19 protein-coding genes are annotated in these 25,611 nt (G+C 47.8%); 11 read left to right on the plus strand and 8 right to left on the minus strand.

Annotation, left to right across the window (positions count from 1 at the left end):
* Positions 1-87: 87 nt before the first annotated feature.
* Positions 88-1,848, plus strand: coding sequence for a 6-hydroxymethylpterin diphosphokinase MptE-like protein (locus tag G451_RS0106395; protein ID WP_027183589.1), 1,761 nt, complete (start codon positions 88-90; stop codon positions 1,846-1,848).
* Between the two features lie 26 nt (positions 1,849-1,874).
* Here G451_RS0106395 and G451_RS0106400 read toward each other — a convergent pair whose 3' ends face one another.
* Positions 1,875-3,545 (minus strand): hypothetical protein, encoded by a 1,671-nt coding sequence (locus G451_RS0106400; protein WP_027183590.1) that lies wholly within the window; start codon positions 3,543-3,545, stop codon positions 1,875-1,877.
* A 234-nt stretch (positions 3,546-3,779) separates the two neighbouring features.
* Between G451_RS0106400 and G451_RS32385 the strand changes: the two genes are divergently transcribed.
* The 5 genes from G451_RS32385 (at position 3,780) to G451_RS0106430 (ending at position 10,095) form a co-directional block, all read left to right on the plus strand.
* A complete protein-coding gene (locus G451_RS32385) occupies positions 3,780-7,157 on the plus strand; it encodes a PAS domain S-box protein (RefSeq protein WP_027183591.1) in 3,378 nt (1,125 codons plus the stop codon).
* 487 nt (positions 7,158-7,644) lie between these two features.
* Entirely contained in the window at positions 7,645-8,226 is a 582-nt protein-coding gene (locus tag G451_RS0106415) for a hypothetical protein (RefSeq protein ID WP_156921539.1), read from the plus strand.
* An 11-nt stretch (positions 8,227-8,237) separates the two neighbouring features.
* Complete coding sequence (gene hisI, locus G451_RS0106420; RefSeq protein ID WP_027183593.1) at positions 8,238-8,612, plus strand: phosphoribosyl-AMP cyclohydrolase; 375 nt, start codon at positions 8,238-8,240, stop codon at positions 8,610-8,612.
* Positions 8,612-9,490 (plus strand): ATP phosphoribosyltransferase, encoded by an 879-nt coding sequence (gene hisG / locus G451_RS0106425; RefSeq protein WP_034641149.1) that lies wholly within the window; start codon positions 8,612-8,614, stop codon positions 9,488-9,490. Before hisI ends, hisG begins: the two co-directional genes overlap by 1 nt.
* 188 nt (positions 9,491-9,678) lie before the next feature.
* Entirely contained in the window at positions 9,679-10,095 is a 417-nt protein-coding gene (locus G451_RS0106430; protein ID WP_027183595.1) for a hypothetical protein, read from the plus strand.
* Positions 10,096-10,146: 51 nt separating this feature from the next.
* On the opposite strand, the gene G451_RS28045 is transcribed toward G451_RS0106430, so the two are convergent.
* On the minus strand, positions 10,147-12,207 hold the full coding sequence (locus G451_RS28045) for a two-component system response regulator (RefSeq protein ID WP_051261233.1): 2,061 nt from the start codon (positions 12,205-12,207) through the stop codon (positions 10,147-10,149).
* Positions 12,208-12,828: 621 nt separating this feature from the next.
* Between G451_RS28045 and G451_RS0106440 the strand changes: the two genes are divergently transcribed.
* Positions 12,829-13,863, plus strand: coding sequence for a hypothetical protein (locus G451_RS0106440; RefSeq protein ID WP_027183596.1), 1,035 nt, complete (start codon positions 12,829-12,831; stop codon positions 13,861-13,863).
* 104 nt (positions 13,864-13,967) lie between these two features.
* Here the strand turns inward: G451_RS0106440 and G451_RS0106445 are convergent, their stop codons facing one another.
* Entirely contained in the window at positions 13,968-14,744 is a 777-nt protein-coding gene (locus tag G451_RS0106445) for an ElyC/SanA/YdcF family protein (protein WP_027183597.1), read from the minus strand.
* An 83-nt stretch (positions 14,745-14,827) separates the two neighbouring features.
* Here G451_RS0106445 and G451_RS32390 point away from each other — a divergent pair, with 83 nt between their 5' ends.
* The 3 genes from G451_RS32390 to G451_RS34530 are packed head-to-tail and all read left to right on the plus strand — an operon-like array spanning position 14,828 to position 16,622.
* Positions 14,828-15,484, plus strand: coding sequence for a Crp/Fnr family transcriptional regulator (locus tag G451_RS32390; protein WP_051261234.1), 657 nt, complete (start codon positions 14,828-14,830; stop codon positions 15,482-15,484).
* Positions 15,485-15,498: 14 nt separating this feature from the next.
* The gene (locus G451_RS28055; RefSeq protein WP_051261235.1) at positions 15,499-16,449 is read left to right on the plus strand and encodes a hypothetical protein; all 951 of its coding nucleotides are present in this window, start codon (positions 15,499-15,501) and stop codon (positions 16,447-16,449) included.
* Positions 16,446-16,622, plus strand: coding sequence for a hypothetical protein (locus G451_RS34530; RefSeq protein WP_169727833.1), 177 nt, complete (start codon positions 16,446-16,448; stop codon positions 16,620-16,622). The genes G451_RS28055 and G451_RS34530 overlap by 4 nt, the downstream gene beginning before the upstream one ends.
* A gap of 109 nt (positions 16,623-16,731) precedes the next feature.
* Here the strand turns inward: G451_RS34530 and G451_RS0106465 are convergent, their stop codons facing one another.
* The 4 genes from G451_RS0106465 to G451_RS28060 all read right to left on the minus strand — a co-directional run bounded on the left by G451_RS0106465 (position 16,732) and on the right by G451_RS28060 (position 24,112).
* The gene (locus G451_RS0106465) at positions 16,732-18,174 is read right to left on the minus strand and encodes an SGNH/GDSL hydrolase family protein (RefSeq protein ID WP_027183598.1); all 1,443 of its coding nucleotides are present in this window, start codon (positions 18,172-18,174) and stop codon (positions 16,732-16,734) included.
* A 202-nt stretch (positions 18,175-18,376) separates the two neighbouring features.
* Positions 18,377-20,242: an ATP-binding protein gene (locus G451_RS0106470; protein ID WP_027183599.1), complete on the minus strand. Its 1,866-nt coding sequence runs from the start codon at positions 20,240-20,242 to the stop codon at positions 18,377-18,379.
* A 151-nt stretch (positions 20,243-20,393) separates the two neighbouring features.
* The gene (locus G451_RS0106475) at positions 20,394-21,950 is read right to left on the minus strand and encodes a sigma-54-dependent Fis family transcriptional regulator (RefSeq protein WP_027183600.1); all 1,557 of its coding nucleotides are present in this window, start codon (positions 21,948-21,950) and stop codon (positions 20,394-20,396) included.
* Positions 21,951-22,276: 326 nt separating this feature from the next.
* The gene (locus G451_RS28060) at positions 22,277-24,112 is read right to left on the minus strand and encodes a bifunctional lysophospholipid acyltransferase family protein/GNAT family N-acetyltransferase (RefSeq protein WP_051261236.1); all 1,836 of its coding nucleotides are present in this window, start codon (positions 24,110-24,112) and stop codon (positions 22,277-22,279) included.
* Positions 24,113-24,418: 306 nt separating this feature from the next.
* Here G451_RS28060 and G451_RS0106490 point away from each other — a divergent pair, with 306 nt between their 5' ends.
* Positions 24,419-25,015 (plus strand): MerR family transcriptional regulator, encoded by a 597-nt coding sequence (locus tag G451_RS0106490; RefSeq protein ID WP_027183601.1) that lies wholly within the window; start codon positions 24,419-24,421, stop codon positions 25,013-25,015.
* A gap of 165 nt (positions 25,016-25,180) precedes the next feature.
* Here G451_RS0106490 and G451_RS0106495 read toward each other — a convergent pair whose 3' ends face one another.
* Positions 25,181-25,534 (minus strand): DsrE family protein, encoded by a 354-nt coding sequence (locus G451_RS0106495; RefSeq protein ID WP_027183602.1) that lies wholly within the window; start codon positions 25,532-25,534, stop codon positions 25,181-25,183.
* Between the last annotated feature and the right edge of the window lie 77 nt (positions 25,535-25,611).

A 25,611-nucleotide genomic window follows, 5' to 3' on the forward strand; every position in this document is an offset into this window, starting at 1 on the left:
AAAAACGCTCTTCCCGCAACCTTGGCGCAAATTTTGCTAGTTTTATTGAAAATCGCCAACATGGTGACACACCACAAAGGATGTTCCATGCAGCCTACCACATTCCTTGACGCCAATCTCAAGACGATGGCGGCCCACAATGCTCCGTGTGCCCAATGGCTTACGGAAAGCCAAATCGATCCAACCAGCCTGAAAGAACATTTTTTTACAAATCATTTTGGCATGATAGATTACCGTCTGGAGTCGGGAGACGGGTTATATGAAAAGCTTCATGCCCCATCGGTGTATGCGAACTGGCGCCCGAAAAACAAGTCTGAGGGTGGTGCTACCGTCATCATCGGCGCTGGGCTCGGTTATGGGATCAACCATGTTTTGACAGGTACCCCGAACTCACACAAGGTCATTGTTGTAGAACCGCGCCCTGATATCCTTACAGCTTGTTTAAGCCAGACGAATTACAGCGAGTTCCTCAAAGCAGGAAAACTCTTTTTTCTTCCGCCTTCCCAGTCGGTCTTCGAACACGTCGTATCTCATCTTGATATCAGTTTCATGTTCAGCCAAGTCTATCTTCGCTGTGATCGTGCATGTGAACAAGTCGGGCCGGAGTATGTGAACTGGAAAGCGTACGCCGCAGCACGACTCAAACGGTTTGCAACGGAAATATCGACGTCTCGACAGCGCCAGGAGATCATAGTTGGCAACGAGATCGCCAACTATAGCAACGCCATGGACCATGGGAGTTTGCTCCCACTCCAGAACAAAGCCAACGGTGTCGCGGCTGTTATGCTCGGTTCCGGTTCCTCTCTCAAGAATATCGCTCAGCGTTTTATCGATGAATCAGGGAAGGCATTGTACATTTGCGCTCTCGATACATTACCGAATTTGCTACGCATGGGCATCACCCCGGATGTGTGCCTTGGTCTTGATGCTCGTCCAGAGACAAAACGCGACATTGAAGCCTTGAGCAAGTCTTCCCCTCTCGCAACAATTCCTCTCATCTATTCCACAAAAATGGATCCCTGTGTTGTTGACGTGTATCCTGGTCCGAAGCTTCCACTGTGGACCAAAGGCGGAATTGCCGACGCCGTTTTCGGGGATCGAGAACTTGTGCTCAATGCTGGAGGCAATGCAGACTTGGCGCTAGCGCGTCTTCTTCTTTGGCTTGGAGTTGCATCCATCACGCTTGTTGGACACGATTTTACACGAAAAATCGACCACGACACAGCATATGACGCACCGTTCTCATCCGGTGTTACCTCGACGTTCATTGAACTGACCAACAATGAAGGTAATCCGATATACACTGACAAGAACCAGCTCGCTGTCAAGCATGCTATGGAACAGATTGTTTCCACGACTGATATCCCCATTTTCAATCTGTATGGCGGTGGAGTTGCTGTTGAAGGGGTAACAGCCATCGACATTGATCGTTTTTTTGCTGAAGGCATTATGCATTCAGTGTCGGACTCCCGATCCGTATTTCTTCATGCACTTCGTGAGGCCATGGTTCCACGTTCTCGGCCGCGCTTCGAACCACGGAGCCAGCAATGGAAGGCTTCACTCAAATCCGTTACACGACGCATGGAGAAGCTCTTCAAAAAACCAGCCTGCAACCGAACCCAGATTCAGGAAACGTTGCATCAGGTCGTGCTCTTCACTCGTCAGAACCCAGTGTACCTTCCGTATCTTTACAGTGAAATCATGGACCTTGGCGGACTGCTGTATACCAAGACAAACTATGGACCGGCGGAGTTCGTCCTGTTCAAGAACATCACCAAACGTACTCTGAAGAAAGTCAAAGCAATGGACGCTCTCTTCGGTGTCTCTTCTATCCAAAGCGCGGCTTAGGCCGCGCTTTGGACCTTTCCTCTTGGTTAAGATTTCACGGCCAATGTTTCAGCCCAAGACAACTCCCGCTCAAAAGCAAGTAATGCGCTCTTAATCCAGTCCGACGCATCGTCTGCCATTCCGATATCAACCAAGAGATCTTTTCCCGATCGGGCATTGCCATGTTCCAAAGCACGAACAAACGCACGTCCCGTATCGGCGGGATGCTCTCCATGACGAACATAGAGTGCCCACCCTGCGGAGATTCCGGGCAACATATCCGAAGTCGTCGCGGAGGGATCAAGCAATGTGGGAAAAAGCATCCACCATCGGCTAAATCCTGTTGAGAACATCACATCGTGTCCCAAAACATCTCTATGTGCCTTCGCCCAGATCGCATCGGTCTGCAAAGGCTGTCCTCCTGAATTCGACAAGAACCGACCCGCCATCTCCATTTGAAAACGGCGTCGAATAGCGCCGCCAAACATTGATCGAAACATCTGTTCTAAAAGGAGGCAGGCGACGGCCAGACGTTCCTGTCTCGTAGACGCATGTTTGGCTAAATATGTTCCCATGCACCCATGAGCGTAGCAGGCACAAACCTGACGAAACAATGCATCAGCCTGACGCCGAAGAGGCCCCTGATCCCAAGCCGCCACAAATCCGGCGGCCCTTGTCAAAGCATGAGCCAGGTCGAACATAGCCTGGGGACCGTCAGACAGTGCTACACACAATGGAGGGCGCTGGGCAAAACCGGGTTCCACATACGGCACATCGCCATCAGCATAGACACGGGGCTGACAAAGCTGTTCGGATCTGACTATGTCAAGCAATGGTACAATCTCGGGAATCTGATGACTTAATCCCGCTATCGCCATAGCCATTGCTTCATCCGGCTCGGTCGCCAAGTCGACTGGTTCGGGCGCAGGTGCATACAATGTGCGTTCCGTGGGTTCGTCCTGACGCATCAAAAAGGCCTTGAGACTCATGTATCGACGTGCCAAATCAGTCTGGGAAGCAATAACTTCCCGAATCGTTTTTTCATCAGAAGTTCCACAGTCGGAATCGGCTCCAACAGAACGATCATCGGGCCAAGCCTCCGCCGCCACCTGATGCAACTGGACCAGATTCGTCCGTGCTGTTTCAGCCCAAGGAGACAATGTCACCAAGAGTTGATCAATCTCTAACATGCCATGTTTACTCGTTTTCTCGTCTCGTCCAAGAATATCAGTCCGTAAGGCCGACAGCGGACGGTGTTTTCTTCCGATTGTCAGTCCTTCGGCAACGTCTTCCACTGCGCGGAGCCAAGCCCGAGTCTGCGAATCCAGAAACAATCGTTTCACCCGCCGGCAGGCAAAATCACAAACATGACCACCTTCATACCCTCGGGTCAACAGTCCATCGAGTTCTTCAAAATCTGCTTGAGCGATATCAAGTCGATCCTGAATCATACGCAACAATCGTCGGGCAGCGGGACCGCGGTCCATCCCGACTTGCTTGCCCAGCGCATCGAGAGAAGCCATAATATCCCGCACAACTTCCAGCTTTTTGATTGCCTGGTCATGTTCAGATGGAGAGCGTTCCGCGACGCCAACTTGCTCGGCCAAATCATTGAGGCAGTAAGAAAGCTTATCGAGATCGCAACGAACCGCCGGGTCCGATGCCGATGAATAATGGTCCCGCAACTGGCGCGTATTCCATAAAGACAAAGAATCCATACATAACCTCAAATTGGAACCGACTCGTCAGAAGCCGTAAGGTCTATTTGTTCTTTGCAGAACTGACGAAACATTTTATTCTTTATGTCAACTCACACACTAAAACACATGAATCGACCATATTATGACGATATCTGAATTCCACACTGTGCATAGCGTGCACCGAATATCTCGTCTGAACCGGATGCACATTCTTCAGGTTTCGTCTTCTTCAGTCTTTATCGGATGACACGAATGATGCCTAAGCTCCATGCTACCGCGCGTTGCGCTATAATCGGTCTCATAATTTTCATCTGCATTTTTTTGCTCGCCGAAAAAATCCAGTATAATGAGACGAATAATGAATTACAGATAAAACTTTCCAGAATGGTCATCGGGCTCAACGAACGATTACGCAATACATATATCAGTGCAGCGCAAGGGCTAACACGCTCCCCGGTCCTGCAAGCCCGATTGCGCAATGAAATCTCATCCGATGATCCAACACTCATTGAAACTCTGCAAACAGCCCGGCTGCTGACGCATGCATCGTCTGCCGACGCTGTCAACAAAGACGGCATTATCGTTGCCATGGCGGATGCGCTCAGCCGCCCCAGTATCCTGAACACCGACGTTTCCTTTCGACCATATTTTCAGGCTGCACTCAAAGGAAAAAATAGCTTATACCCTGCATCGGGCATCAGGTCTGGGAAACGCCTCCTCTTTTTCTCCGCTCCCGTCTACGATAATACAACCAAAGAATTCCTTGGCATCACGGTATTAAATATCGTAGGAGAAAGCCTCGATAACTTCCTTGATTCTCTTGCAACACCCAGTGCTTTAGTCTCACCGGACGGTGTCATCTTCGCTTCCAATCGCCCAGACTGGGTTATGCACAGCTTATGGCCACTCGATAAATCAACATTGTCACGTATTGAAAAAACGCGTCAGTTTGGCCATCTTCTCCCTGCGCTCTTCCCGGATATTCCGCATGCTGCACCTCTATATTACAAGGAAAAAAGCTGGATTCCAGTCTCTGTACCACTTGATTGGACCGGAGGATGGTCATTGTTTTCCTTGGCACCAAAACAATTTCCTTTTCTTCTTTTTTTCCAATTGACAGCAGGAGTACTCGTCTTCGGATTGTTCATCACAACAACCTTCACCTTAATTTTGCGTAAGCGCAAGGAGTCACGCAGAAAACAGAGTGAACGACAATTCTATGATGTATTTCAGCATTCGAGCGACCCTATCATTCTCGTTCACAACGACCATTTCATCGATGCCAATGATGCAGCGATTAAACTTTTAGGATATAAGGATAAAGCACCTCTTCTTTCCCTCACTCCTGCCGATATATCTCCACCAATCCAACCGGATGGCTCTTCGTCGAAAGAAAAATTCCATCGCATTATCAAACTTAGCCTCGACAAAGGGACGCATCAATTTGAATGGATGCATGTTCGTGCTGACGGAGAATCGATTCTCGTCAATGTCACGCTCACCAGCATGCTTTTTGATGACAAAGAGATTATTCACGGGGTCTGGAAAGACGTTACTGATTTACGAAAAGCACAAAAGGAGCTTGAGCGTACCCAAAGGCAAATGCAGGGAATTCTGGACACAATCCAGTCTATGGTGTCCATTCGAGACCGTAGCGGGCATTACCTCCTCGTCAATCGTTTTTTTGAAGAACTCGTCGATGTCAGTAATGCAGAAATCCAAGGAAAGACGCCGTACGATATCCTGTCGAAAGATCAAGCTGACGCCGTATTGGCTGATGATGCTCTCGTTCTTTCGTCAGGTAAACCGTTCGTTCGCGAAGGTACAGTGTACCATGATGACAACTCCCGAACATGGCTTACAACGAAAACACCACTTTATGATGTAAACGGACAAATTTATGCTGTGTGCAGTCTCTATATCGATATTTCTAAACGTATCGAAATAGAAAATCGCCTGCGACGGGAACGCCAATTCCTCCAGACGCTTGTAAATTCAGTCCCTTCCCCGATTGTTTATGTTGATCATGATGAAATCATCCGACTTCTCAATACGGCCTTCATCGACCTTATCGACAAGCCTCGGGAATCTGTTCTTGAACAACCATTCTCGTTGGTCCTCCCCGAGCAAGCCCAACATATCGCCATACACTCCAATGGAAGCTCGCTTTCCGATCAAGACCAAACCACCCCTCTACGATTTCCTGCACCAAAGGGCTCGTCACGTTATTTTCTTTTCCATAAAGCTGCGTTTAAACAAGAATACGAAGATAATCCCGGCTGTATTATCGTTTTTCTCGATGTCACCGACATTGTCGCAGCCAGACAGCGCGCCGAAGATATGGCGTCTAAACTGTCGACAACTCTGTCGACCTCGGAAGACCTGCGATCCAAAGCCGATGATGCATTAGAGCAGGCAAAACGCTTTGCCGAAGAAGCGGACCGCGCCAGTCGCGCTAAAAGTGAATTCCTTGCTAGCATGAGCCATGAAATTCGTACCCCTCTCAATGTCATCGTGGGTATGACGGACCTGACACTCAAGAAGAAATTGCATGAAGATGTTGCTGAAAACCTAGATATCGTCAGAAGCGCAGCCGGTCATTTGCTCCAAATCGTCAACGATGTCCTTGATATTGCAAAAATTGAAGCGGGTCGGCTTGAGCTTGTCGGGCAGGATTTCAGCCCAACGGAGTTATGCAATGCAGTTATCGACATGTTTCGCCTTCAAGCTGAACGGAAAGGACTCAAGCTGAATCTGTCGATTGCTCCGGATGTTCCATCACATGTTTTTGGGGACGCAGCACGAGTACGGCAAGTCCTCGTCAATCTTGTTGGAAATGCCGTAAAATTCACAGAAAAAGGACATGTCCGAGTTTTCCTCGAACACCATGACGTTCCGCAAACGCAATACGGTCGCTATATTGGGCTCTGCTTCAAAGTGGAAGATACTGGTATCGGCATTGCCGAAGAGGATCAACAAACCGTCTTCGAAACATTTCGACAACTTGGCGGGTCATTAACCCGGCAGTATGAAGGAACCGGATTGGGGCTGGCCATCTCACGCCACCTTGCCGAGCACATGGGCGGGCACATCAAATTATCAAGCCAGTTCAATACAGGAAGTACGTTTATTTTCACGGCTCTCTTCGAACCATCGAAGAGTAGTCCACTTCTTGTCTCCACCCCAGTGGAATCCCAAAAGTCACCGCATCAATCCCTTTCTATTTTATTGGTCGAAGACAATGCATTCAATGCGCTTCTTGCCCGTAAAATTTTTGACCAACTTGGACATAGCGATGTCATCGTCGCAAAAAATGGACACGAAGCGTTAGATATCCTCAGCAACACTCCATTCAATATCATATTTATGGACCTTGAAATGCCTGGCATTGACGGCATTGAAGTGACCCGTCAGCTCAGGGCCGGACGTGCCGGCAGCATGAATCAGGACACTCCGATCGTCGCCATGACCGCCCATGTCGTCAAGGAAATCAAATTGCGTTGTGAAGCGGCAGGTATGAATGGATTTCTTCCTAAACCTGTGAATAATGCTCGGCTTGGAGCCATTCTGACCGACTATGCCGCCAAAACAGATTCTTCTTCACCACCTCAGCCTGCGTCCGATGTATGAATACAATCGAAAACGAAACATTCATCGATGCATAAATAACGCTTTCAGCCGTTTTTTCCTGATGTATTTTGCAAGCGGCTCATAAGAATTCCACAACATGCCTCGTCATGGGGGTGAATAAAAGATCATCCTTCTCCTGTTTTTATCGTTTCTGATTCCGCACTCAATGAGCTCTATAGCTTGCCTGTGTGAACACGACGTGGTAGGGCCGTGAGAGAGTGGTTTTTTTTATTCAATCGGGCGACAGCACCATGGCATACTGTGAACATTGTGGTCAGGACACACGGCTGGCCGACTCATGCAAAGGTGGACTCATCCGTGTTGGGGGTACGTGGTTTCCCCGTATCCTTTACGGAATGGGTGATGACGCCTGGGGAGAAGTTTTCGAGCGATGCCCCGACTGTGGCGTCCGTGTTGGTGGACTTCATCACCCGGGCTGCGAATTCGAGGAATGCCCCCGTTGCCATGGCAGATATGTAGACTGCCCATGCGGGCCAGACCCCGATTGCGTCACCTATGCAGCACGAAACGTCATCAAATCGTTAAAAATGCCATGATACATGGTCGCCTTTCCTTGTTTGCAGAAACCAAGGAGGCCATATGCGAACCGGTGACACCAACGAACAATGTGAAAATTGCCGTTTTTGGGCTCCCAAATCAGCTCAAGAAGTCAAAGGCGAATGTCGACGACGAGCCCCAGACCATAAAGGATGGGCCAAAACTCGTAGCTCCGACTTTTGTGGAGAGTTCGAGTACCTTAATTTCGAACGTGTATACCCTGAGTTCGACAAACACGACGACCACGACGACCATTCCCACCATCATCACGACGCCGAATGTCGAGATGCATCCTGCATTCATCTCGATCGCCATAAAAAAAGCTGAGTCTGCACAAGCCGAATATCGGCTGCAATTCATGCGACATATTTCCCCAAATGCTACACGATACAGTGGACCAGGAGGGAAACTTGCGAAAAAGAGCAGTTCAGGCTATGTGGGCCGCCACTCGGCTAAAGTTCTTGACGAGAACGATGCTTTGTCGGCCGATCTCAATTCCAATTCCGCGTAAGGACACGAACCATGTTGCGACCCGATTTCAAAAAATGCGGCGGCCTTGTTCCGGCCATCGCTCAGGATCATGCCACCGGCGAGGTACTTATGCTCGCCTATATGAATGAAGAATCCTATGATAAAACCCTGGAAACAGGGGATGTCCATTATTACAGCCGCAGCCGCAATACGCTCTGGCGCAAGGGCGGCACGTCCGGTCATGTCCAGAAAGTCAAGGCCGTCATGCTGGACTGCGATGCCGATACCATTCTTGTCAAAGTGGAACAACTTGGCGGCGCGGCCTGTCATGAAGGGTACCGCAGTTGTTTTTTTCGCGAAATCACTGACGAAGGCGAGTGCATCTGCTGTCCGAAAGTCTTCGACCCCAAGGAGGTCTATAAATAATGGCTGAGAACAAACTCAAACTTGGCATTCCCAAAGGCTCTTTGCAGGACGCCACCATCAAATTATTCGAACGCTCGGGGTGGAAAGTACGGATGCACCACCGCAACTATTTCCCCGAAATCAACGACGATGACATCATTTGCAGCATGTGCCGTGCTCAAGAAATGTCGCGTTATGTCGAAAACGGCACCCTCGACGTCGGTTTGACCGGGAAAGACTGGATTCTTGAAAATGAATCCGATGTCGTTGTCGTCTCCGACCTCGTGTACTCCAAGGTGAGCAACCGCCCGGCACGCTGGGTTCTCGCTGTTGCCGGCGACTCACCGTATAAGCGCCCTGAAGATCTGGCCGGCAAAAAAATTGCCACCGAACTTTGCCACTTCACCCAAACGTATTTCGAAAAAGCCGGCATTCCCGTCGATGTGGAATTCTCTTGGGGAGCCACTGAAGCCAAAGTTGTTGAAGGCTTGGCCGATGCTATCGTGGAAGTGACGGAAACCGGGACCACCATCAAGGCTCACGGTCTGCGCATCATTTCTGAACTGTTGCAGACCAACACACAGCTCATTGTCAATAAAGCCGCCTGGGAAGATCCCTGGAAGCGCAAGAAAATCGAAAACATCAACATGCTTCTCCAAGGCGCGTTGTGTGCTGAAAAACTTGCCGGCCTCAAAATGAACGTACCTGCAGACAAAATGGAAGCCGTCATGGGTATATTGCCCAGCCTGACCGCTCCAACAGTAGCCAACCTCTACAATAAAGATTGGCTCTCCGTTGAAATCGTGGTCGAAGAAGGCACCGTGCGCGATCTCATTCCGCAATTACGCGATCTCGGCGCCGAAGCCATCATCGAATACAGCTTGAACAAGGTTATCTAACGATTCGCTTTCGACTGCTTGCAGTTTTTACTGACTCGGCCGAAGAACACGCCGCTGTTCTTCGGCCTTTTATTATGCCACCCATTCTTCCCCAAGCATTCCATCTTGTCCGTACAGGCCTTTTCTTTGTATGATATCGTCACCTCAACCCGTCTCGATACGACTTTATCTCCATGAGGAGTTACTTCATGAAACGTTTGGCACTGTTGGTTCTGATTGCGAGTATGCTGGCTATCTGCCTGCCTGTTCATGCAGGTTCGAAAATGGCTATGGCGATGTCTGATCGGAAAATTTACACCTATTATCGTAATGTCGAGCATGCCTTACGAATGCTCGACACCGCCAACAACGTTGATGCCCAGTATAAGCAAATTTGCTCTGTCTATGTTTCAGTGATGACGGGCCTAGGGTTCGACTTTCAAAAAACAATCAATCACGCCCTCGATCGACTCGAAGGGAAAACTTTGACGATGGATAATCCCGACCTTCGGTTTCTCTTAGGACTTTATCGGGTACCGCCCGAAAAGTTCTTGCAGTTTGGCTACATTGATGAAGCAACATACAAGCGTCTGACCTCGCTCCGAGATAAAACGCAGCAAGAGTAACCGGAAAAACAGACACGTATGGTCTTCGTTGTACAGACGAAGATACCAGTCTTATGCTTCAAGAACGAAATTTTGCGCGTGATGCTGCTCGACGGGACGCGAGAAGAGAAATCCTTGGCCGAATTGACAGCCGAGCCGAACAAGGGCTTCGCACTGTTCTTGTGTCTCAATACCTTCAGCAACAACATCCATTTCGAGGTTGTGGGCAAGGCCGATAACACTTTTTACAATAATTCTATTTTCAAACTCATCCATACAGGAAACAAAAGCACGATCGACCTTGAGTGTATCGATGGGAAAACGTTGCAGATATCCCAATGAAGAATACCCCGTTCCAAAATCATCAATACTAATGGCCACCCCCAACTCCTTGAGCGCACGGAGTTTCCCCGCCGCGATCGCGGGTTTTTCCATCACCGTCGTTTCGGTAATTTCCAATTTGAGTTGCTTGGGATCAATATTGGAACGCAAAATGAGTTCCGATAAACTTGAAACGAGTTCCGGCTGAGAAAATTGTCGTGCAGAGAGGTTCACAGCCATCGTCAAATCAAGATCAGGACGCATATTCGACCAGGTTTCAAGCATGGCGAGAGCCTGTTCGAAAACCCACATGCCAAGCGGAATAATCAAGCCGGTCTCTTCGGCAATGGGGATGAACTCAGCCGGAGAAACCAGGCCGGATCCATTACGGTTCCAACGTAACAATGCTTCGAATCCAGATAGTTTCATGGGAGAAAGTGCATAGATAGGCTGAAAATACAGCTCGAAACTCTTCGCCTCTATTGCGAGGCGCAATTCGGTTTCTAAAGATAAAGCCCGCTCGGCAATGGCTCGCATACTTTCCTTGAAGACTTTGTATCGTCCCCCTCCCTGCGCACGAGCATGATGCATGGCAATATTGGCGTCCTGCAATATTTTACCGGGATGATTGTATCCATTCGGACCAAACAATATCCCGATACTTGCAGAGGTATACACGGTCTGATCATCAATCGTGACAGCACGTTTCAAACGATCTAGTATGCGCTTGGCGGCATGAACGGCTTCTGCTCTGTTGTCAATGTCTTCCAAAACAACCACGAATTCATCTCCACCAACCCGTGCGACGGTATCCATGGCCCGTACCGTGCTGGCAATAAGCCTCCCCACCTGCTGCAACAACGTATCACCGAAAGTTGGTCCCAAACTATCATTGACAATCTTGAACCGATCAAGATCGATAAACAGAACGCAAAACCCAATGTTCAAATTCCGCTTGGCACGTTCCATGACTTGCGTCAATCTGTCCAGGCACAAGGCGCGGTTGGGCAAATCGGTCAACGGATCATGAAAAGTCCGGTATTCTAGTTTCTGTTCCACGTTTTTTTGCGCGGAAAGATCATGTATAATGGTAGCGACCTGACCGAATTCTGGAGAATACGCCACAATGTCGAGATGTTTACCCAACACACCGAAATACTCTTCAAGATGGATGGGAGCACCCTTCTGCGCAACATCGTTATATAAACGAATCCAATAGGGCTCCAGGCCGGGAAATACTTCACTCCCACGACGAAGGAGCAAGTCTTCACGAGTGCGTTTGACCATGGAGCAATACGCCGGGTTGACTTCGAGAAAAACAAAATCGACGACTGTCCCGGACTCGTCAATTATCATTTCATGAAGGGCACAGGCCGATTGCATGGTTTCAAACAAACTGCGAAATCGCTGTTCTGTTTTTCGAAGCGCAATTTCAACATTATGCTTGTGGAGGGCGATTTCAATAGTACTTAAGAGCCACATCTGATCAATGGGTTTGACAATATAGCCATAAGGTGTGGTCGTTTTCGCTCGCTCAAGCGTGTTGTCGTCAGAGTGCGCTGTCAGGTAGACAACAGGTATATCAAACTGTTCCTGCACTTTACGGGCCGCATCGATACCGTCTAATTCGCCTGCCAACATGATATCCATAAGAATAAGGTTTGGAGGATTGGACTGTACAGCCTCGACAACATCCTCACCTCGCGAAATAGCACCTGTAATTTGATATCCAAGGCGCTCCAGTCGACGCGTCATTTCCAGAGCAATGATGGCCTCATCCTCAACGACCAAAATCTGAGTGCATTTCTCCATGGAGTCCGTCTACTTGTATACAGGATTGAAACTGTTTCTCGTTGTATCCGAAGAGGAGGCAAGGAGCAATTGCCTTTTTATGACAACATATTAACTAATTTTAAATAAATAATTCTCTAGAAGAAGAATGTTACACAAACATGTCATACAGTGAGCAGACAACGAAAAAACTGTTTCGCACAAGACACAACAAATACATATGTATTAAAAAAAACAATCTACAAACAATAATAAACGATACAAAAACCTCAAAACACCGATCAATACGCAAGAAGTACAACAACATATCGTCACAAATTAAATGCAGCATTAAATCTTACAAGAATTTTATAGAAATTCACAAATGAAAACAAGAGTCTATAAATAATTATCACAGAAATAATCAGTAACAGAACATATTCACAAACACGTTCAAAATCATACCACGAATCCCCACGAAAAAAGAACACATCACATAAGCAATGTTTTTATAATCATACCCTGGTATTCCCCAAGATCAGTGGCTCGTTTTTTGCTTTTTTATCTTGAGCATCGTCACTGTTTCGCTATGTTGGACTCTCACGTTGAGAAAAAATCATGTCCCGCACATTCATCTTCGCACTTTTTAATAAGGAGCTACCTATGAAAAATATTGCATTTCGATGTGTAACTGCAATTATCGCGATACTTCTACTGTATTCAACACCGGTTCTGTGTGCCGATGACAGTTATAACCCGATGAAATTTCCACCGATCAGAAGTACAGCCAGCCAAGATGAAATTCAAGCTTTGGTCATTGACATTCTCAATATCATATATGCCGGTGAAGATATTCCCATGGAGCTTATGGAACTTGTTGCGGAATATCCACTTTTTGGTGACTGTCCTGATATTTCGGCAACACCAAGCCTTGTCAGCTGGATAGGATTACCGACAACATTGACGCTAACTATCGATTTTGGAACAGGATGCACAGGGTATGATGGAGCATTACGCTCGGGAAACATTGTTGTTACGTTCTCCAACCTCGCACAGACGACATCAGGGCTAAGTGCCGATATCGATATTGTATTCAACGAGTTGAACAAGAATGGAGACCTCATTCTTGATGGAGCTGCGAGCGGCAGTGTCCGGACGACGATGGCATCGGGAGAACTTCAGGAGGTCTATCTTTCCCTCGCATTGACCGACCTGACAAACGGCTCGCAAACATTGAATGGTTCTTTCCAGATGACGGTAACAAAAGACAATAGCGGAGAATTCAATACGGCTAGTGTCACCGTTGCAAACCTGAGTATCGGCGATGTCACCGTCACATCAGGAACGATTGACATAACAAAAACCAATACCGGCGGAAGTGCAGAAATGCATTTGGATACATCACTTGGTCAGGTTGACATCGTCTTCTCCATCGATGCCACGCAACTTCCCGTTGTCGTCATTCAAGGTCAAACAACGGGAACCGTTGGGCCTTTCAATGTCGTCTTGACCGATGTGACGTATGATCCGACACAATGCTTGCAATATCCCATCAGTGGAACTGTCACCCTGACGCAAGGCCCTGTGACTTATGAAACCACTTTCACCGATTTGTGCAATGATCAACCCGAAGTGAAAACGACAAATCCTCTTGTCACTCTTCCCACTCTTCTCATGATCCTTGACGATGGATCCTAAATTCATGCGCTCCTGAGACGAGAGACGCGACATTGCAGAAGAGTGCCTTCCCGGTGGCAATGAGATATCAATATGTCCTTCGCCACCGGGCAAAACAACAGCAGTTACACACGCCCGCGCAGGGTAGCCCACGCCAGTCCTAAATATTCGTAAAATGCTCGACGAGTCTTGCGAATATTCTGCGGGTTGGGGAAGAATTCCCAAGAACATCTCGTCGCATTGTGCGTGAGAAAATTAGCCGGAGCCGGTATGGGATGCAAACCAAGTGCACTTGCCAAAGCCATTGCTCGTGGCATGTGAGCTGCGGAAGTAACAAGAACAAATGGAGCGTCGACAACAAGGGTTTTGATAGCAGCCAGTTCAGTGGCCGTATCACGCGATGCGGTGTCAATACGAATCTTTTCCGGAGGAATTCCGAAAAGAACGGAAATTTGCGACATGACTTCCGCCTCGGTTTCACGCTGATCACAGACATTCCCTGCAGCAAATACCATTTTGGCACCAAGTGTTTTTGCAATGATGACTCCCTCGCTCAGTCTGGCTAAGGACGCTTCACTCAAACGACTGGAAAGGGGTAAATCGAAATCATCATAAGAGCCCCCTCCAAGTACCGCCACATACGAGGGAAGAGAGGCACGATGGTGTTCGGCATAGACAACAGGATTGAAAGGGGGAAAACGTGACTCCAATCCGGTAAGAAGCGCTGAAGGCAACGGGTCCGTACTGATAAGAAGAAGCCAGAAAAATCCGGTGAAAAGAAATCCTATCCCGGCCTTTTTCCGTGTTGTAAACACGTGAAGATACAACCCAATGGCAAGGAATTCCAAACCAAGAGGAAACGGAAAAAGAAACCGAGACACAAACTTCTTGAATATAAACACAAGCGACCTCCAAAGACTTGAACAACGTTCAAAAAGTCTTCACAATGACATTGTGACGATAGGCTCCAACCAGGTGATCCCCTATGGCGAGACAGTATCAATCCCAACGATTCAGGAACAAAGACGTCATCTTTCGTGAAGGCGATCTTGGTTCACAGGCCTATCTCATTCGATCAGGCCGAGTGGAAATTTCCCGTACTATCAACCGAAAAAAAACCGTTATCGCCATCCTTGGCCCGAACGATATCTTCGGTGAGCTGGCCATTCTCGGCAAAACACCACGTACAGCAACCGCAACGTGCCTCGCCGAGACGGACACTCTGGTTGTCACGAAAGGTTCGCTTGAAAAAGACTTGGCGGAATCGCCACCCGTACTCCGCGGGATCATTCAATGTTTGGTAGACCGGCTACGCTCCACCACGGAAAAATCCCTTATGCTCCCAGACGTCTTTGAAGCGACAATCTGTATTCTGGATGCGCTGGAACGCCAGCGACAAGATACGCTGACGCGACAGGAAGTTATAGACCTTTTGATGACCACCCTCAAAAATCCGGAAGAGAGTATAACTCGCGTTCTTGATTTGCTGGAATATGCAGACCTCATTACTGTGGAACGAGACGATGAAGACAGCCCCCTCATCCGGATTACCGATAGAGAACGCTTTATGGAGAGTTCCAAAGTTTTTCATCGCACGATCCAATCTATTGTACGCGACGAAATGACATTCGTCTTTTCCTGAGAGGAACCATTACCATGGGCATTGTCCATTCCCTGAAAGACGTTGTGACCACGGCCACGCGCATCAGCCTTGAGCTTTTCAAGATCATGATTCCCCTGATCATCGTGGTAAAAATCCTCAAGGAACTTGACCTTATACGCTATGCTGCCATGCCGCTTTCACCCCTCATGGAATTTGTTGGCCTGCCAGCCCAAACCGGCTTGGTCTGGGCAACGGCTATATGCAGCAATTTCTATGCAGCACTTATCGTTTATGCCAACCTGCTCCCGGAAATGGGTGTTGTCAACGTCGCGCAAGCGACAGTATTGGCCACAATGATGCTCATTGCCCACAACATGCTTGTGGAATCAAAAATTTCGGAAAAATGTGGCGTCAATTTCTGGGGACAAAATGCCATCCGCCTTGGGGCGGCGTATACATGCGGCTTTCTCATGCACACCGTGTTCACCACCTTCAACATGTTTACTGAACCGGCTCAACTGCTGTTTTCTCCTCCCAAAGAAACCTCGGATGTGTTGCTCTGGGCACGTGGAGAAGTTCTCAACCTCGGCAAAGTCTTTCTCATTATTCTCTGCTTGGTGATCTTCATGCGTCTTCTCAAGTGGCTTCGAGTGGTTGCTGTTGCCGAATGGCTGCTCGCTCCACTTCTTGGGATCATGAAGATCGGCAAAGAGGCAGCCACGGTGACCGTCATCGGCTTGGTGATGGGGCTGGCGTATGGAGGTGGACTCATTATCGACGAAGTTCGCAAGGGGAGCATCAAAGAAGAGGACATTTTCCCCTCCGTAACCTTGCTCGCGCTGTCGCATTCCGTCTTCGAAGATACGCTGCTCATGGCTCTGATCGGCGCAACGTTGTGGGGAACGTTACTTTGCCGCGTTCTGTTTTCCATTGTCTTTGTCGCACTGCTTGTGCGATTAATCCCTTTTTTCACACCTTCCAAACCTTCGCGAGTTGAAGCATGAGCATGGATCCGGAGTTGAGCAGAAAGCTCGACGCACTCGTCAAAGGCCTTATGATCGGCGGCTCGGTCGGCGTTATCGGTGGATTATTTTTTCTTGATATGCGCCGAGCCTTTGTCCTAGGACTGATTGCCGGTTTTTTTGCGGCGCTAACACGCCTTCGTATGGATCGTTGACCAGCCTTGTTGCTTATTCCGGCTATACGGGAAAAACAAAACTCCCGGCAATCTCAAGGGATTGCCGGGAGTTTTGTTTTGAAGAGTGTCTTATCGAAGAAATCGTGAATCAAAACTGTCCAATTTTGGTAATCGCGACCCCATGCGGCAACGATAATTCATCAAAACAGATTGATTTCTGCGTCATCTCCACTTCAAAACTGGTACCGTCTTCTATGTCGTCAGGAAGCATGAGTTGTACTCGCTGTGAATGATCAAGAACAACATGCTCAAGCGCACGATCGTGTGCAGAATGTACAATAATATCGAGTTCGGGATCACTCAGTGAGACACAGGTATCGTTACGCTCGATGTCGATAGAAAGAGATGTCCCTCCCTTCTTCTTAATGAGCACGAAGGAGGCATATTGACCAATTCTTCCCTTCTCAGGATCTCCAACGGAGATCATCTGATGAACAGCCGAACGACTGCCGGGAACAAATTCTTCGGAAAAACCGCGTACCGAATCACTATTGATAATTTTTTTTGCCAACTCCTCCCAATTGCCTTTGGGCGTTTCATAAAAAACAGGAGCAAGCTCGACATCATCCGACAAAGGGACGTCTTCATTCCAAGAAAAAGACGGCTGTAACATGCGATATATCATTCTCGCAAAATATCCATATGCCGCCGGTGTCCCATGTTTCCACTTTTCTTCGAGATACTTCGGTTCAAGCAAGGCATGTGGTGTGACGACATATGGCGAGTGCAGAGCATGATTGGAAACAAAATAATGCACAACCTCCGAATTCCAGCCCGCAACATAAAAGAAAAATGTTGGGATGCCTTTTTGCTTCAAATCCTGCTCAGTATCTTTCAGCAAATCAAAAACCGCGTTCCATCGCGCATATGATTGAAAAGAATCATACATGAACCCTGGATAGACCATTCCGGCGGGGGCTCTCTTTTTGTAAAAAATGCCCCGCTCGGTTATGCCGACGGTGTCATCTGCATCGTTGATTGTCGGACAAAAAACGACGGCATCAGGTTGTATGAGATCAATATATGCGGAGAGGGATGCAATCTGATTGACAGTATTGTAGGCAGGAAGACCTAAAGTCCATGATTGAATCTTCTTATTGTACCCTGAATGCTCATTTGCATATTTCTCAAATTGAACAGGGAATGACTCTTCAAATCGTACCCCCATGCCATACGTCCAGGAATCACCGACAAACAGGACTCTCAAAGTCCCTTTTTCCTTCTTCGTATCATACGTTCTATAGCCAAGATCATTCGTCTTACACGCAGCCCCCCACACTTCAAACTCAGCATGAGGTTTCAACGTAAATCCCATATCGGGATAAAACCATGCAGGCCGATAATTACTCTGAAAAAGATGCTCAAATTTAGCGTAAAGCTTATGACTTTCCTCTTGCGACATAGAATATAAATCGTAATGGTCTTTATTATAGAGATAAACACACGCAGATACGGCAATAAGAAGCAGAAGAAACAAAACTGTACATAAGGAAAGAAGAAACGTTGCAATCTTACTATTTGTTTCTGGCACGTATTATAATCCAATGTTATATGGTACTGGTGCTGGTGCTGAGACCTCAGAACACGACAAACGGGACATCCACGAAAACGTGGGGGAATATATTTCATGCAATGTTACACCGCAAGAGCCTATCACCGTCGTATACATCGGACCCATTGAATGAAACCTGCCATGAATACATGGGAGCATAGATAACGGGAGAGGCTCACCGTCACGACATTTCTTCAATCGGTATGGATATAACGACTTCCGTACAACACTCGGAGGACTGATCAGGAGAGGAGAATACTTCGATGGTTCCGTGAAAAACTTGCAAAACACGCTTCGCTTTCGTCAAGCCCAACCCGACAGCATCGGTCTTGGTTGTAAAAAAGGGATCCATAACGTGTTTGAGAACTTCGTCCACTATTCCTTGGCCATTGTCGCAAATATGTAAAAAATAACACTGTGTATCAAATTGAGACGATCGAAAGGTACAAGCTTTGCCTTTCCAATGTCCGTGAATACGAATTGCGGGAGTATTCTTGTCAGCGTATTCTAAAGCGTTCTTCAAAATTTCAACGAGCGCTTTGACAAGGAGGCTTTCATCCAACCGAAGCCGTGCCGGTTCGATGGAGAGCGACCAATTCACGATGTTTTGCGGCTCTATAGCAATTTCGGCATCAAGTCGTGCCCGATTCACCGCATCGCCCATGGAAAATTCATGCGCAGGGCCGGGAACAAGGTTGATATAGTCACGAATGGACACCACAATACGTTCCAGGTTGTGGCAACAATCAATGATCGTAAAGAGATGGTACTCAAGCCGGTCATCATGAGGCAATTTTTTGCGCAATAAATTGGCGTTCCCTCCGATGCCAAGCAGGGGATTGCGTATTTGATGCGCGATGGAGTCAGCGAGGAGGCGTAAGGACTCTTCACGCTCATTATCGATGCGACTGGTTCGACGAGATTGTTCGAGACGCAATTCCGCCAACGTATTGCGGCGATGCTCCTGAACAAAGAGGAAAATGGTCATCCCCACCAAACAAATTAAGAAGGTAAATGCACTCAGTTGCATACTATGCAATGTCAGACTTGAATGCGACGTCAGGTAAAACAAATTCCAACCCATCTCCGGAAAAGCTTTCTGCACCAGGAGATAGTCATGATCATCGACCCGAGCCCAGCGTGCGCTTCCGCGACTGTATACCTGCGAAAACAACGGCGTAAGAGACTTTCCCGGATAGAGTTTCTGATTTCGTATCAACGACAATTCATCGGTCGGTAGAGGGTGCGTACTGCGATAAACCCACTTGCTGTTGCTGGACAAAATGGCGACGCCATAAGGGTCTGCGGCGAGAACGGTACCCTGACCGATATGCCACGCTGTTTGCAGTGACAATAATTCGAGTTTTGCAACCGCAACGCCAACGATCGAGTCGTCAAGCTCCACGGGACAAGAGAGGTAATATCCCGGAACGGCCGATGTCGTGCCAATAGCATACATCGCTCCTTCCTTCCCCTGAATGGCTTCTTTAAAATACTGCCGAAAACTATAATTTTTGCCGACAAAACTTATTGGGGTATCGAAATTGCTGGCGGCCAGGGTGTCTCCGGAAGGAGAAAGAATATAGACTGCTGAAGATTTTGACTTTTTTGCAATTTCTTTCAGAACAAGATTCGCCTCCTGGACAGAAGCTCTCCCTTCGAGAAGGCGAAGAATCGTTCGGTTGCGGGCAACGGAAAACGGCAAAGTACGATATCGATTGACGGTGGCGGAAATCAGCTCACTAAAAATTTCCAACCGCTCACGATCGTCTCTTTGCGCATTGTCCACAGCGTCTTGAAAGGATACGCTATAGGTCATCGCGGCAACGCCTAACGCGAGTGCGAAAACGACTATAACCCAAAGAAAACGTTTCATAGCAAGAAGATCCTTCCCGGCTGAAGACGAATAGCGCGTCATCCGATCGCAGGTTTGCTCTTCCAATCGACGCGATGCATACTGACTGTAGAGTATGCATCGATCGGGCCAGCCCGCAAGAACTCCTTTGTCGAAACGCTGAATCCCGTCGGCAACAACACCGTGAATCACACTTATTGTAAATCGATAACCATTTGAAGCAAACTGCCGTTTTTCGCAAAAAAACAAACGGCCAGATCACTGGAAACGATCCGGCCGTCTGTATCTACAAACGATTTTACCACGCGCAGTCACGCTTGAGACAAGAAATTCATTATCGCAACTAATTCAGCCCAGTGGAGAGCCCACCGCGGCCACGTCGCTCGGAAACGAGATCTTCAAGACCAAACTTTTTGATACGGTATCCCATCTGTCGTAACGTCAGACCAAGCTCCCGTGCTGCACGAGATTGAATCCAGTTGTGACGTTCCAACGCAGCTAAAACCTCACGTTTTTCAATATCCTGCAAACTTCCCGACTGCATAGGTGGCTTGTGATCCGGTTTACTGTCGAGAAAGAAATACGGGGGGATATCCGATAAATCGACCTTTTCCGACTCCACCATAATCGAGAGCCGTTCGACTAAGTTTTCCATTTCACGAACGTTCCCCGGCCAGTCATAGCGCACCAAAGCATCCAGGGCTTTGGGCGTAAAATACAGACGCCGGCCGTATTCGCGGGACAGCTTGTCGAGAAAATGATTCAGCAGTGCTGGTATATCTTCACGACGCTCGCGCAACGAAGGGACGAGCACAGGAAAAACATTGAGACGATAAAAGAGGTCTTCACGAAATTGCCCGTCAGAAACGGCTTCCGTGAGATCTTTGTTGGTGGCAGCGATGATACGGACATCAACACGCCGGGTCTTGGTGCTGCCAAGACGCTCAAACTCACGTTCCTGAAGAAACCGCAGCAGCTTGGCCTGAATTCCGGGAGAGAGCTCACCGATTTCATCAAGAAACAACGTCCCTTTATCGGCCTCTTCGATCCGACCCGGCTTTTTCCCCACAGCACCGGTAAATGCGCCTCGCTCATGCCCGAACAACTCGGATTCAAGCAAATTCTCCGGAATAGCCGCACAGTTGACCTTGATAAAGGAGAATTTGGCCCGGTCGGACAATTCGTGGATAATGCGAGCTGTTAAGGTTTTGCCTGTTCCAGACTCACCCAAAAGCAAAACAGTCGCTCGGGTGGGAGCGACTTTCTCGATCATCTGGTGAACCCGAACCATGGGTTGGCTCTGACCGACAATAAAGAATCGGTTATAACTTTTTGACAATTTGAGCCGCAGAGACAAATTCTCTCGGCGCAAGTTTTCCTCACGAGCCTTGATCTGTGCGTTGAGGCTGACCAATTGACCAATCAGCGCGGCGACAATAAATAAAAATCGAATGTCTTCTTCAAAGACAACTTCATCCTCGAAGAGCCGGTCCACCGTCAGAACGCCAATAGGCTTGGTGTGCAGAGTAATAGGCACGCCAAGAAAAGAAATCTGGCCTTTTTCAAATTGGCGAGATTTGGTCTTGTCAAGAAACAGTGGTTCCTTGGAAATATCTGGAACAACAAACGGTTGACCAGATTGAAAAATGCGCCCAGTCACTCCTTCATCAAGACGATAAACACCACGGTCCTTTTCCTCAGGGCTCAAGCCATGCGAACCACGAATGACAAGAAGATTTGATTCTTCATCCGCCAAGGTAATCGTCGCACGCTCCATGTCCAATGTCTCGGACAACGTTGCCAGGATATCGGCCAAAGCATGGTCGAGATTTAAGGCTTGGCTTATAACCCGGCTGATTTTGAACAGCACTTCTACTTCGAGATTGTAAACGTTATTCATCCGAGATCATTAATCCTACTGTTAGAAGGGGAATATATCTAAAACATGTATTGATTTGAGGCCGATAGAGAACAAGTACTGAATCGACACTTACATACTATACTACAATTTTGTCTCTTGGCAAGGCGGTTTTTTTTTCAAAAAAGGGAAACAATGGCTCGACGTTTTTGCTAAAAACACGAACCCAAACGTATTCGGACCATTATACGTCGTGGTATGAAAATATAAAAAGCGAAACCGGCACGAGGTCGGTTTCGCTTTTTATGTCAACACGAAGCACGTTAAATGACGATGTCAATCGGGAAACTTTAGTCTCAGCATCGTAGCTACGCGCAACGCATGAAGTCATCTCCATCGCCTTCATGATAAGCTAAAAAGCGCGCCAGCCCCTCTTTCCCCATGTATCGTTCCAGTTGTTTCTTCTCTGTTTGCAGTAAATCGACCAAAATCAGCCCGTCAAGAACTTCAGAGAAGTCGTGGTCCACATTGAAACACAACAACTTCCCTCCAAGTTTGAGATATTGCCTCAACAACACGGGAATGCCCTTCTGATCCGTTTCAATGTCAGCCAAGAGTTCAAGAAGGTCATCCATATTGCCGACGAGCGTATTGGCAGCCTGCTGCAACCATTGTCCAGGACGAAGCGGTGTACGCGGTTGAACAAGCTGAGAAAGCTCGGGCAATGCGTATTGCTCTTCAAAAAAGCGGGCCATAAGCTGACGCGAAGCGGTCTTGTATTCATTGGTGATGCTGACCGGACCAAACAGCATGCGATATCGGGGATTACGAGCCACGATTTGCGCGACCCCTCGCCAAAGCAGCAAAAGCGAAGAATAACTTTTTTGATATTCAGGCCGGACAAAACTGCGTCCCAACTCCAACGCCGGGGATATCTGATCGAGAAATTGCGGTTTAAGCTTGAACAACGTGCTGATGTAAAGCCCTTTGGTCCCATGCTCTTTCAAAATAACATCCGTTTTCCCGATGCGGTACGCCCCAACAATTTCTTGCTTTGCCCGGTTCCAGATAAAAAGATGAAGATAATAGGAGTCAAATTCGTCGAGATCGCACGCCTTCCCTGAACCTTCTCCGACTTTGCGGAACGTAAATTCGCGGAGTCGGCCAATTTCCCGCAGGACAAGGGGGATACGTCGAGCCGATGCTGCGATGACATCATAATCTCCGCTTTGAACCAGAAAGCAATCCTGCGGTAATCGACCGATTTCATCGGCCATGAGCTGTGCATTCAAAGGAGCTATTAACGCTTCATTACGCTGGGTTCCTTTGGGTACAAAAAATTTCCGTTTAGTCCGGGGTTTTTCCTGACGATTTTGCAGCAAATATGTCCGCATTTTCAGATACTGCATAATCGTTTCAGGCGTATCGGCGGCTGAAGAAAGTTTTCCCCAAGAAATAGGGTTACCGACCCGAACTTCAACGGTTTTATTTCGCCGTTTCATGAATTCACGCGGTAACAGTGCCGTACGCAAACTGGGATGGACCAAGCCCATAAGCTGAAACATGGCACTGTTGGCTCCATCAAAATATACGGGCACAACAGTCGCCTGCGTTTTGGCAATGAGTCGAGCCACACTTGGACTCCAGTTCGAATCGACCACGCCGCGGGAACTCAAATGAAAATGCGAAACTGTTCCTGAAGGAAACACTGCCAGCATCCCTCCCTGCTTCAACCAGCGCAGGCTTTGCTTGAGACCGGCAATATTCCGCAACTCGGCGTCTTCTCCACCAAATGGATCAACCAAAACAAAATATTTACGTAATTCAGAAATGCGATTGAGAATGTGGTTCGCCATGATTTTAATATCTTGGCGAACTCCAAGAAGCATGTGCGCCATGAAAATGCCTTCAGGCCCACCAAAAGGATGGTTGGCAACGACAACTGTAGGCCCTTCGCGCGGTATCCGTTCCCGATCTTCCGAGCTGATGCGATATGAAAAATCAAAGGCGGAAATAGCGGCATCAAGAAACTCATAATCATGCGCCGTATGTGGAATCGACTGGTATATCGAATAAATCTTCTTCAATGACAACAGATGATTAATAGGTGTGGTTACGGCGTTGAATACGGTATTCTTGATCGGTCCTGTAGAATGGACCTTAAAACAAAAATCTTCTCGTTGTTGGTTGTTGCGTTCAATCATGCCGACCCCCTTGTCGTCTGGAGGTAGTGCCATTCAGATGGCACCGCCAGACGGTGACTTTGCAAATATTGCGTTTCCAGGCAAAATATGCAGACTGGCCGGAAGAACTGTCACGGTCGTGTTAAAATTCAATGATATTTTACCCATGAAACGCTGAAAGGGACAATATATCGTACAGATGCAATAAATACAGCAACATGACAAAATTCATACACTCGATTTTTTTTATTGTTCTTGGTTTAGCTGATTCCCCCCCTGGAATCAAGAAACTCTCGTGTCTCACCAGACTCCGAGGAGAAAGCCGCCGTGTCCGATGCCAAACTCTACTCTATCGCAGCCATAGCCAGAAAGCTTGATGCCCCAGAATCCACGCTCCACGCCTGGAAAAACCGTTTTGATGAATTCCTTCCCTGCGTCGGTTCCGGCCGCAATCGCCGTTTCCGTGCCGACGCTATCCCGGTCTTCATTGCCATACAAAACCTGCTTGGTGCAGGCTTGTCGACCAACGATATCAAATCGGAATTATCGAAATCATTTCCACGTACCATCGAAACAGATCAATCACCAGCGTCTCAGGTCTCCGTTATGTCACAATCAAGTGTCGATGCTCCAGGAGTCGATAGCCACCTCACGGCCGCTATCGGGGCAGAAATTGCTCGAGCCATAGGCGAAAATTTATCTCGATATTTTTCACAACCTGCCCCATTGCCAGATGAAACCGTCCAACACCTCAAAGCTCAAGCCGAAGAACAACAGCACACGTTGTGCAGTCTCCAAGATGAAAACAAAGCGCTTGTCGACAAGCTCCATGCCCTGGAGAACGAACTTGTACGCCTGCGTAAAGATCGACGAGAAATGGAAAAGTACCTTCTCGGCAAAATCAATACGGCTCAAAAAAAATAATCTTCATTTTGCCAGAGGCATGGGCAGGCTTTCTGGAGCAGAAGCATTGTGAAACGTCTCGCAGTGAAATACGTTATATGAGGTTGCAGAGACCACAGCAGACACGCTTGCCTGCTGTGTCCTCTCCGTTCTTCCCGGAATAGTCCGGACATAGACGTGTTATCTCTAAAATGACATGGTCTTTGACTCTGCAGCCAGATCGATCAGCGTTAATCCAGTCTCAATAACAAATCCTTCAGGCAAATCGTCCTCACCAAGCATACGACTGTGTGCGCATGGTTTGCAGACCATAATACGACCTTTTGCCTGCACAGCTTTAATATAGGGAAGCAATTCATCGCCAGTGGGTGCTTTTATACGCTCACTCAAACCAAGGTTGGCCAGATATACGGCATCGTCCACAAGAAAGACCGTCACGTCATGCCCTTTTTCCACAGCAATCTTGGCAAACTGAAAACACCGAACGACGCGTGTCGGATCTTCCGGACCACGCGATAACACAAATAAAAATTGGCTCATATCACGTCCTTAAAGTTGCATTGTTTGAACAAAATAGAGTCCAAATAAAAAATCGTTCTTGCATATCACGGTTATTA

The sequence above is a fragment of the Desulfovibrio inopinatus DSM 10711 genome, from assembly GCF_000429305.1.
Classification (GTDB): Bacteria; Desulfobacterota; Desulfovibrionia; order Desulfovibrionales; family Desulfovibrionaceae; genus Alteridesulfovibrio; species Alteridesulfovibrio inopinatus.

Excerpts from the sequence above, each read along its gene's own strand:
- hisG (WP_034641149.1), top strand. The coding sequence starts at position 8,612 with ATGGCTGAGAACAAACTCAAACTTGGCATTCCCAAAGGCTCTTTGCAG.
- G451_RS0106395 (WP_027183589.1), top strand. The coding sequence starts at position 88 with ATGCAGCCTACCACATTCCTTGACGCCAATCTCAAGACGATGGCGGCC.
- G451_RS28060 (WP_051261236.1), bottom strand. The coding sequence starts at position 24,112 with ATGATTGAACGCAACAACCAACAACGAGAAGATTTTTGTTTTAAGGTC.
- G451_RS0106415 (WP_156921539.1), top strand. The coding sequence starts at position 7,645 with ATGCGGGCCAGACCCCGATTGCGTCACCTATGCAGCACGAAACGTCAT.
- G451_RS0106440 (WP_027183596.1), top strand. The coding sequence starts at position 12,829 with ATGAAAAATATTGCATTTCGATGTGTAACTGCAATTATCGCGATACTT.
- G451_RS0106475 (WP_027183600.1), bottom strand. The coding sequence starts at position 21,950 with ATGAATAACGTTTACAATCTCGAAGTAGAAGTGCTGTTCAAAATCAGC.
- G451_RS34530 (WP_169727833.1), top strand. The coding sequence starts at position 16,446 with ATGAGCATGGATCCGGAGTTGAGCAGAAAGCTCGACGCACTCGTCAAA.
- G451_RS32385 (WP_027183591.1), top strand. The coding sequence starts at position 3,780 with ATGATGCCTAAGCTCCATGCTACCGCGCGTTGCGCTATAATCGGTCTC.
- G451_RS28045 (WP_051261233.1), bottom strand. The coding sequence starts at position 12,207 with ATGGAGAAATGCACTCAGATTTTGGTCGTTGAGGATGAGGCCATCATT.
- hisI (WP_027183593.1), top strand. The coding sequence starts at position 8,238 with ATGTTGCGACCCGATTTCAAAAAATGCGGCGGCCTTGTTCCGGCCATC.
- G451_RS0106400 (WP_027183590.1), bottom strand. The coding sequence starts at position 3,545 with ATGGATTCTTTGTCTTTATGGAATACGCGCCAGTTGCGGGACCATTAT.
- G451_RS32390 (WP_051261234.1), top strand. The coding sequence starts at position 14,828 with ATGGCGAGACAGTATCAATCCCAACGATTCAGGAACAAAGACGTCATC.
- G451_RS0106430 (WP_027183595.1), top strand. The coding sequence starts at position 9,679 with ATGAAACGTTTGGCACTGTTGGTTCTGATTGCGAGTATGCTGGCTATC.
- G451_RS0106495 (WP_027183602.1), bottom strand. The coding sequence starts at position 25,534 with ATGAGCCAATTTTTATTTGTGTTATCGCGTGGTCCGGAAGATCCGACA.
- G451_RS28055 (WP_051261235.1), top strand. The coding sequence starts at position 15,499 with ATGGGCATTGTCCATTCCCTGAAAGACGTTGTGACCACGGCCACGCGC.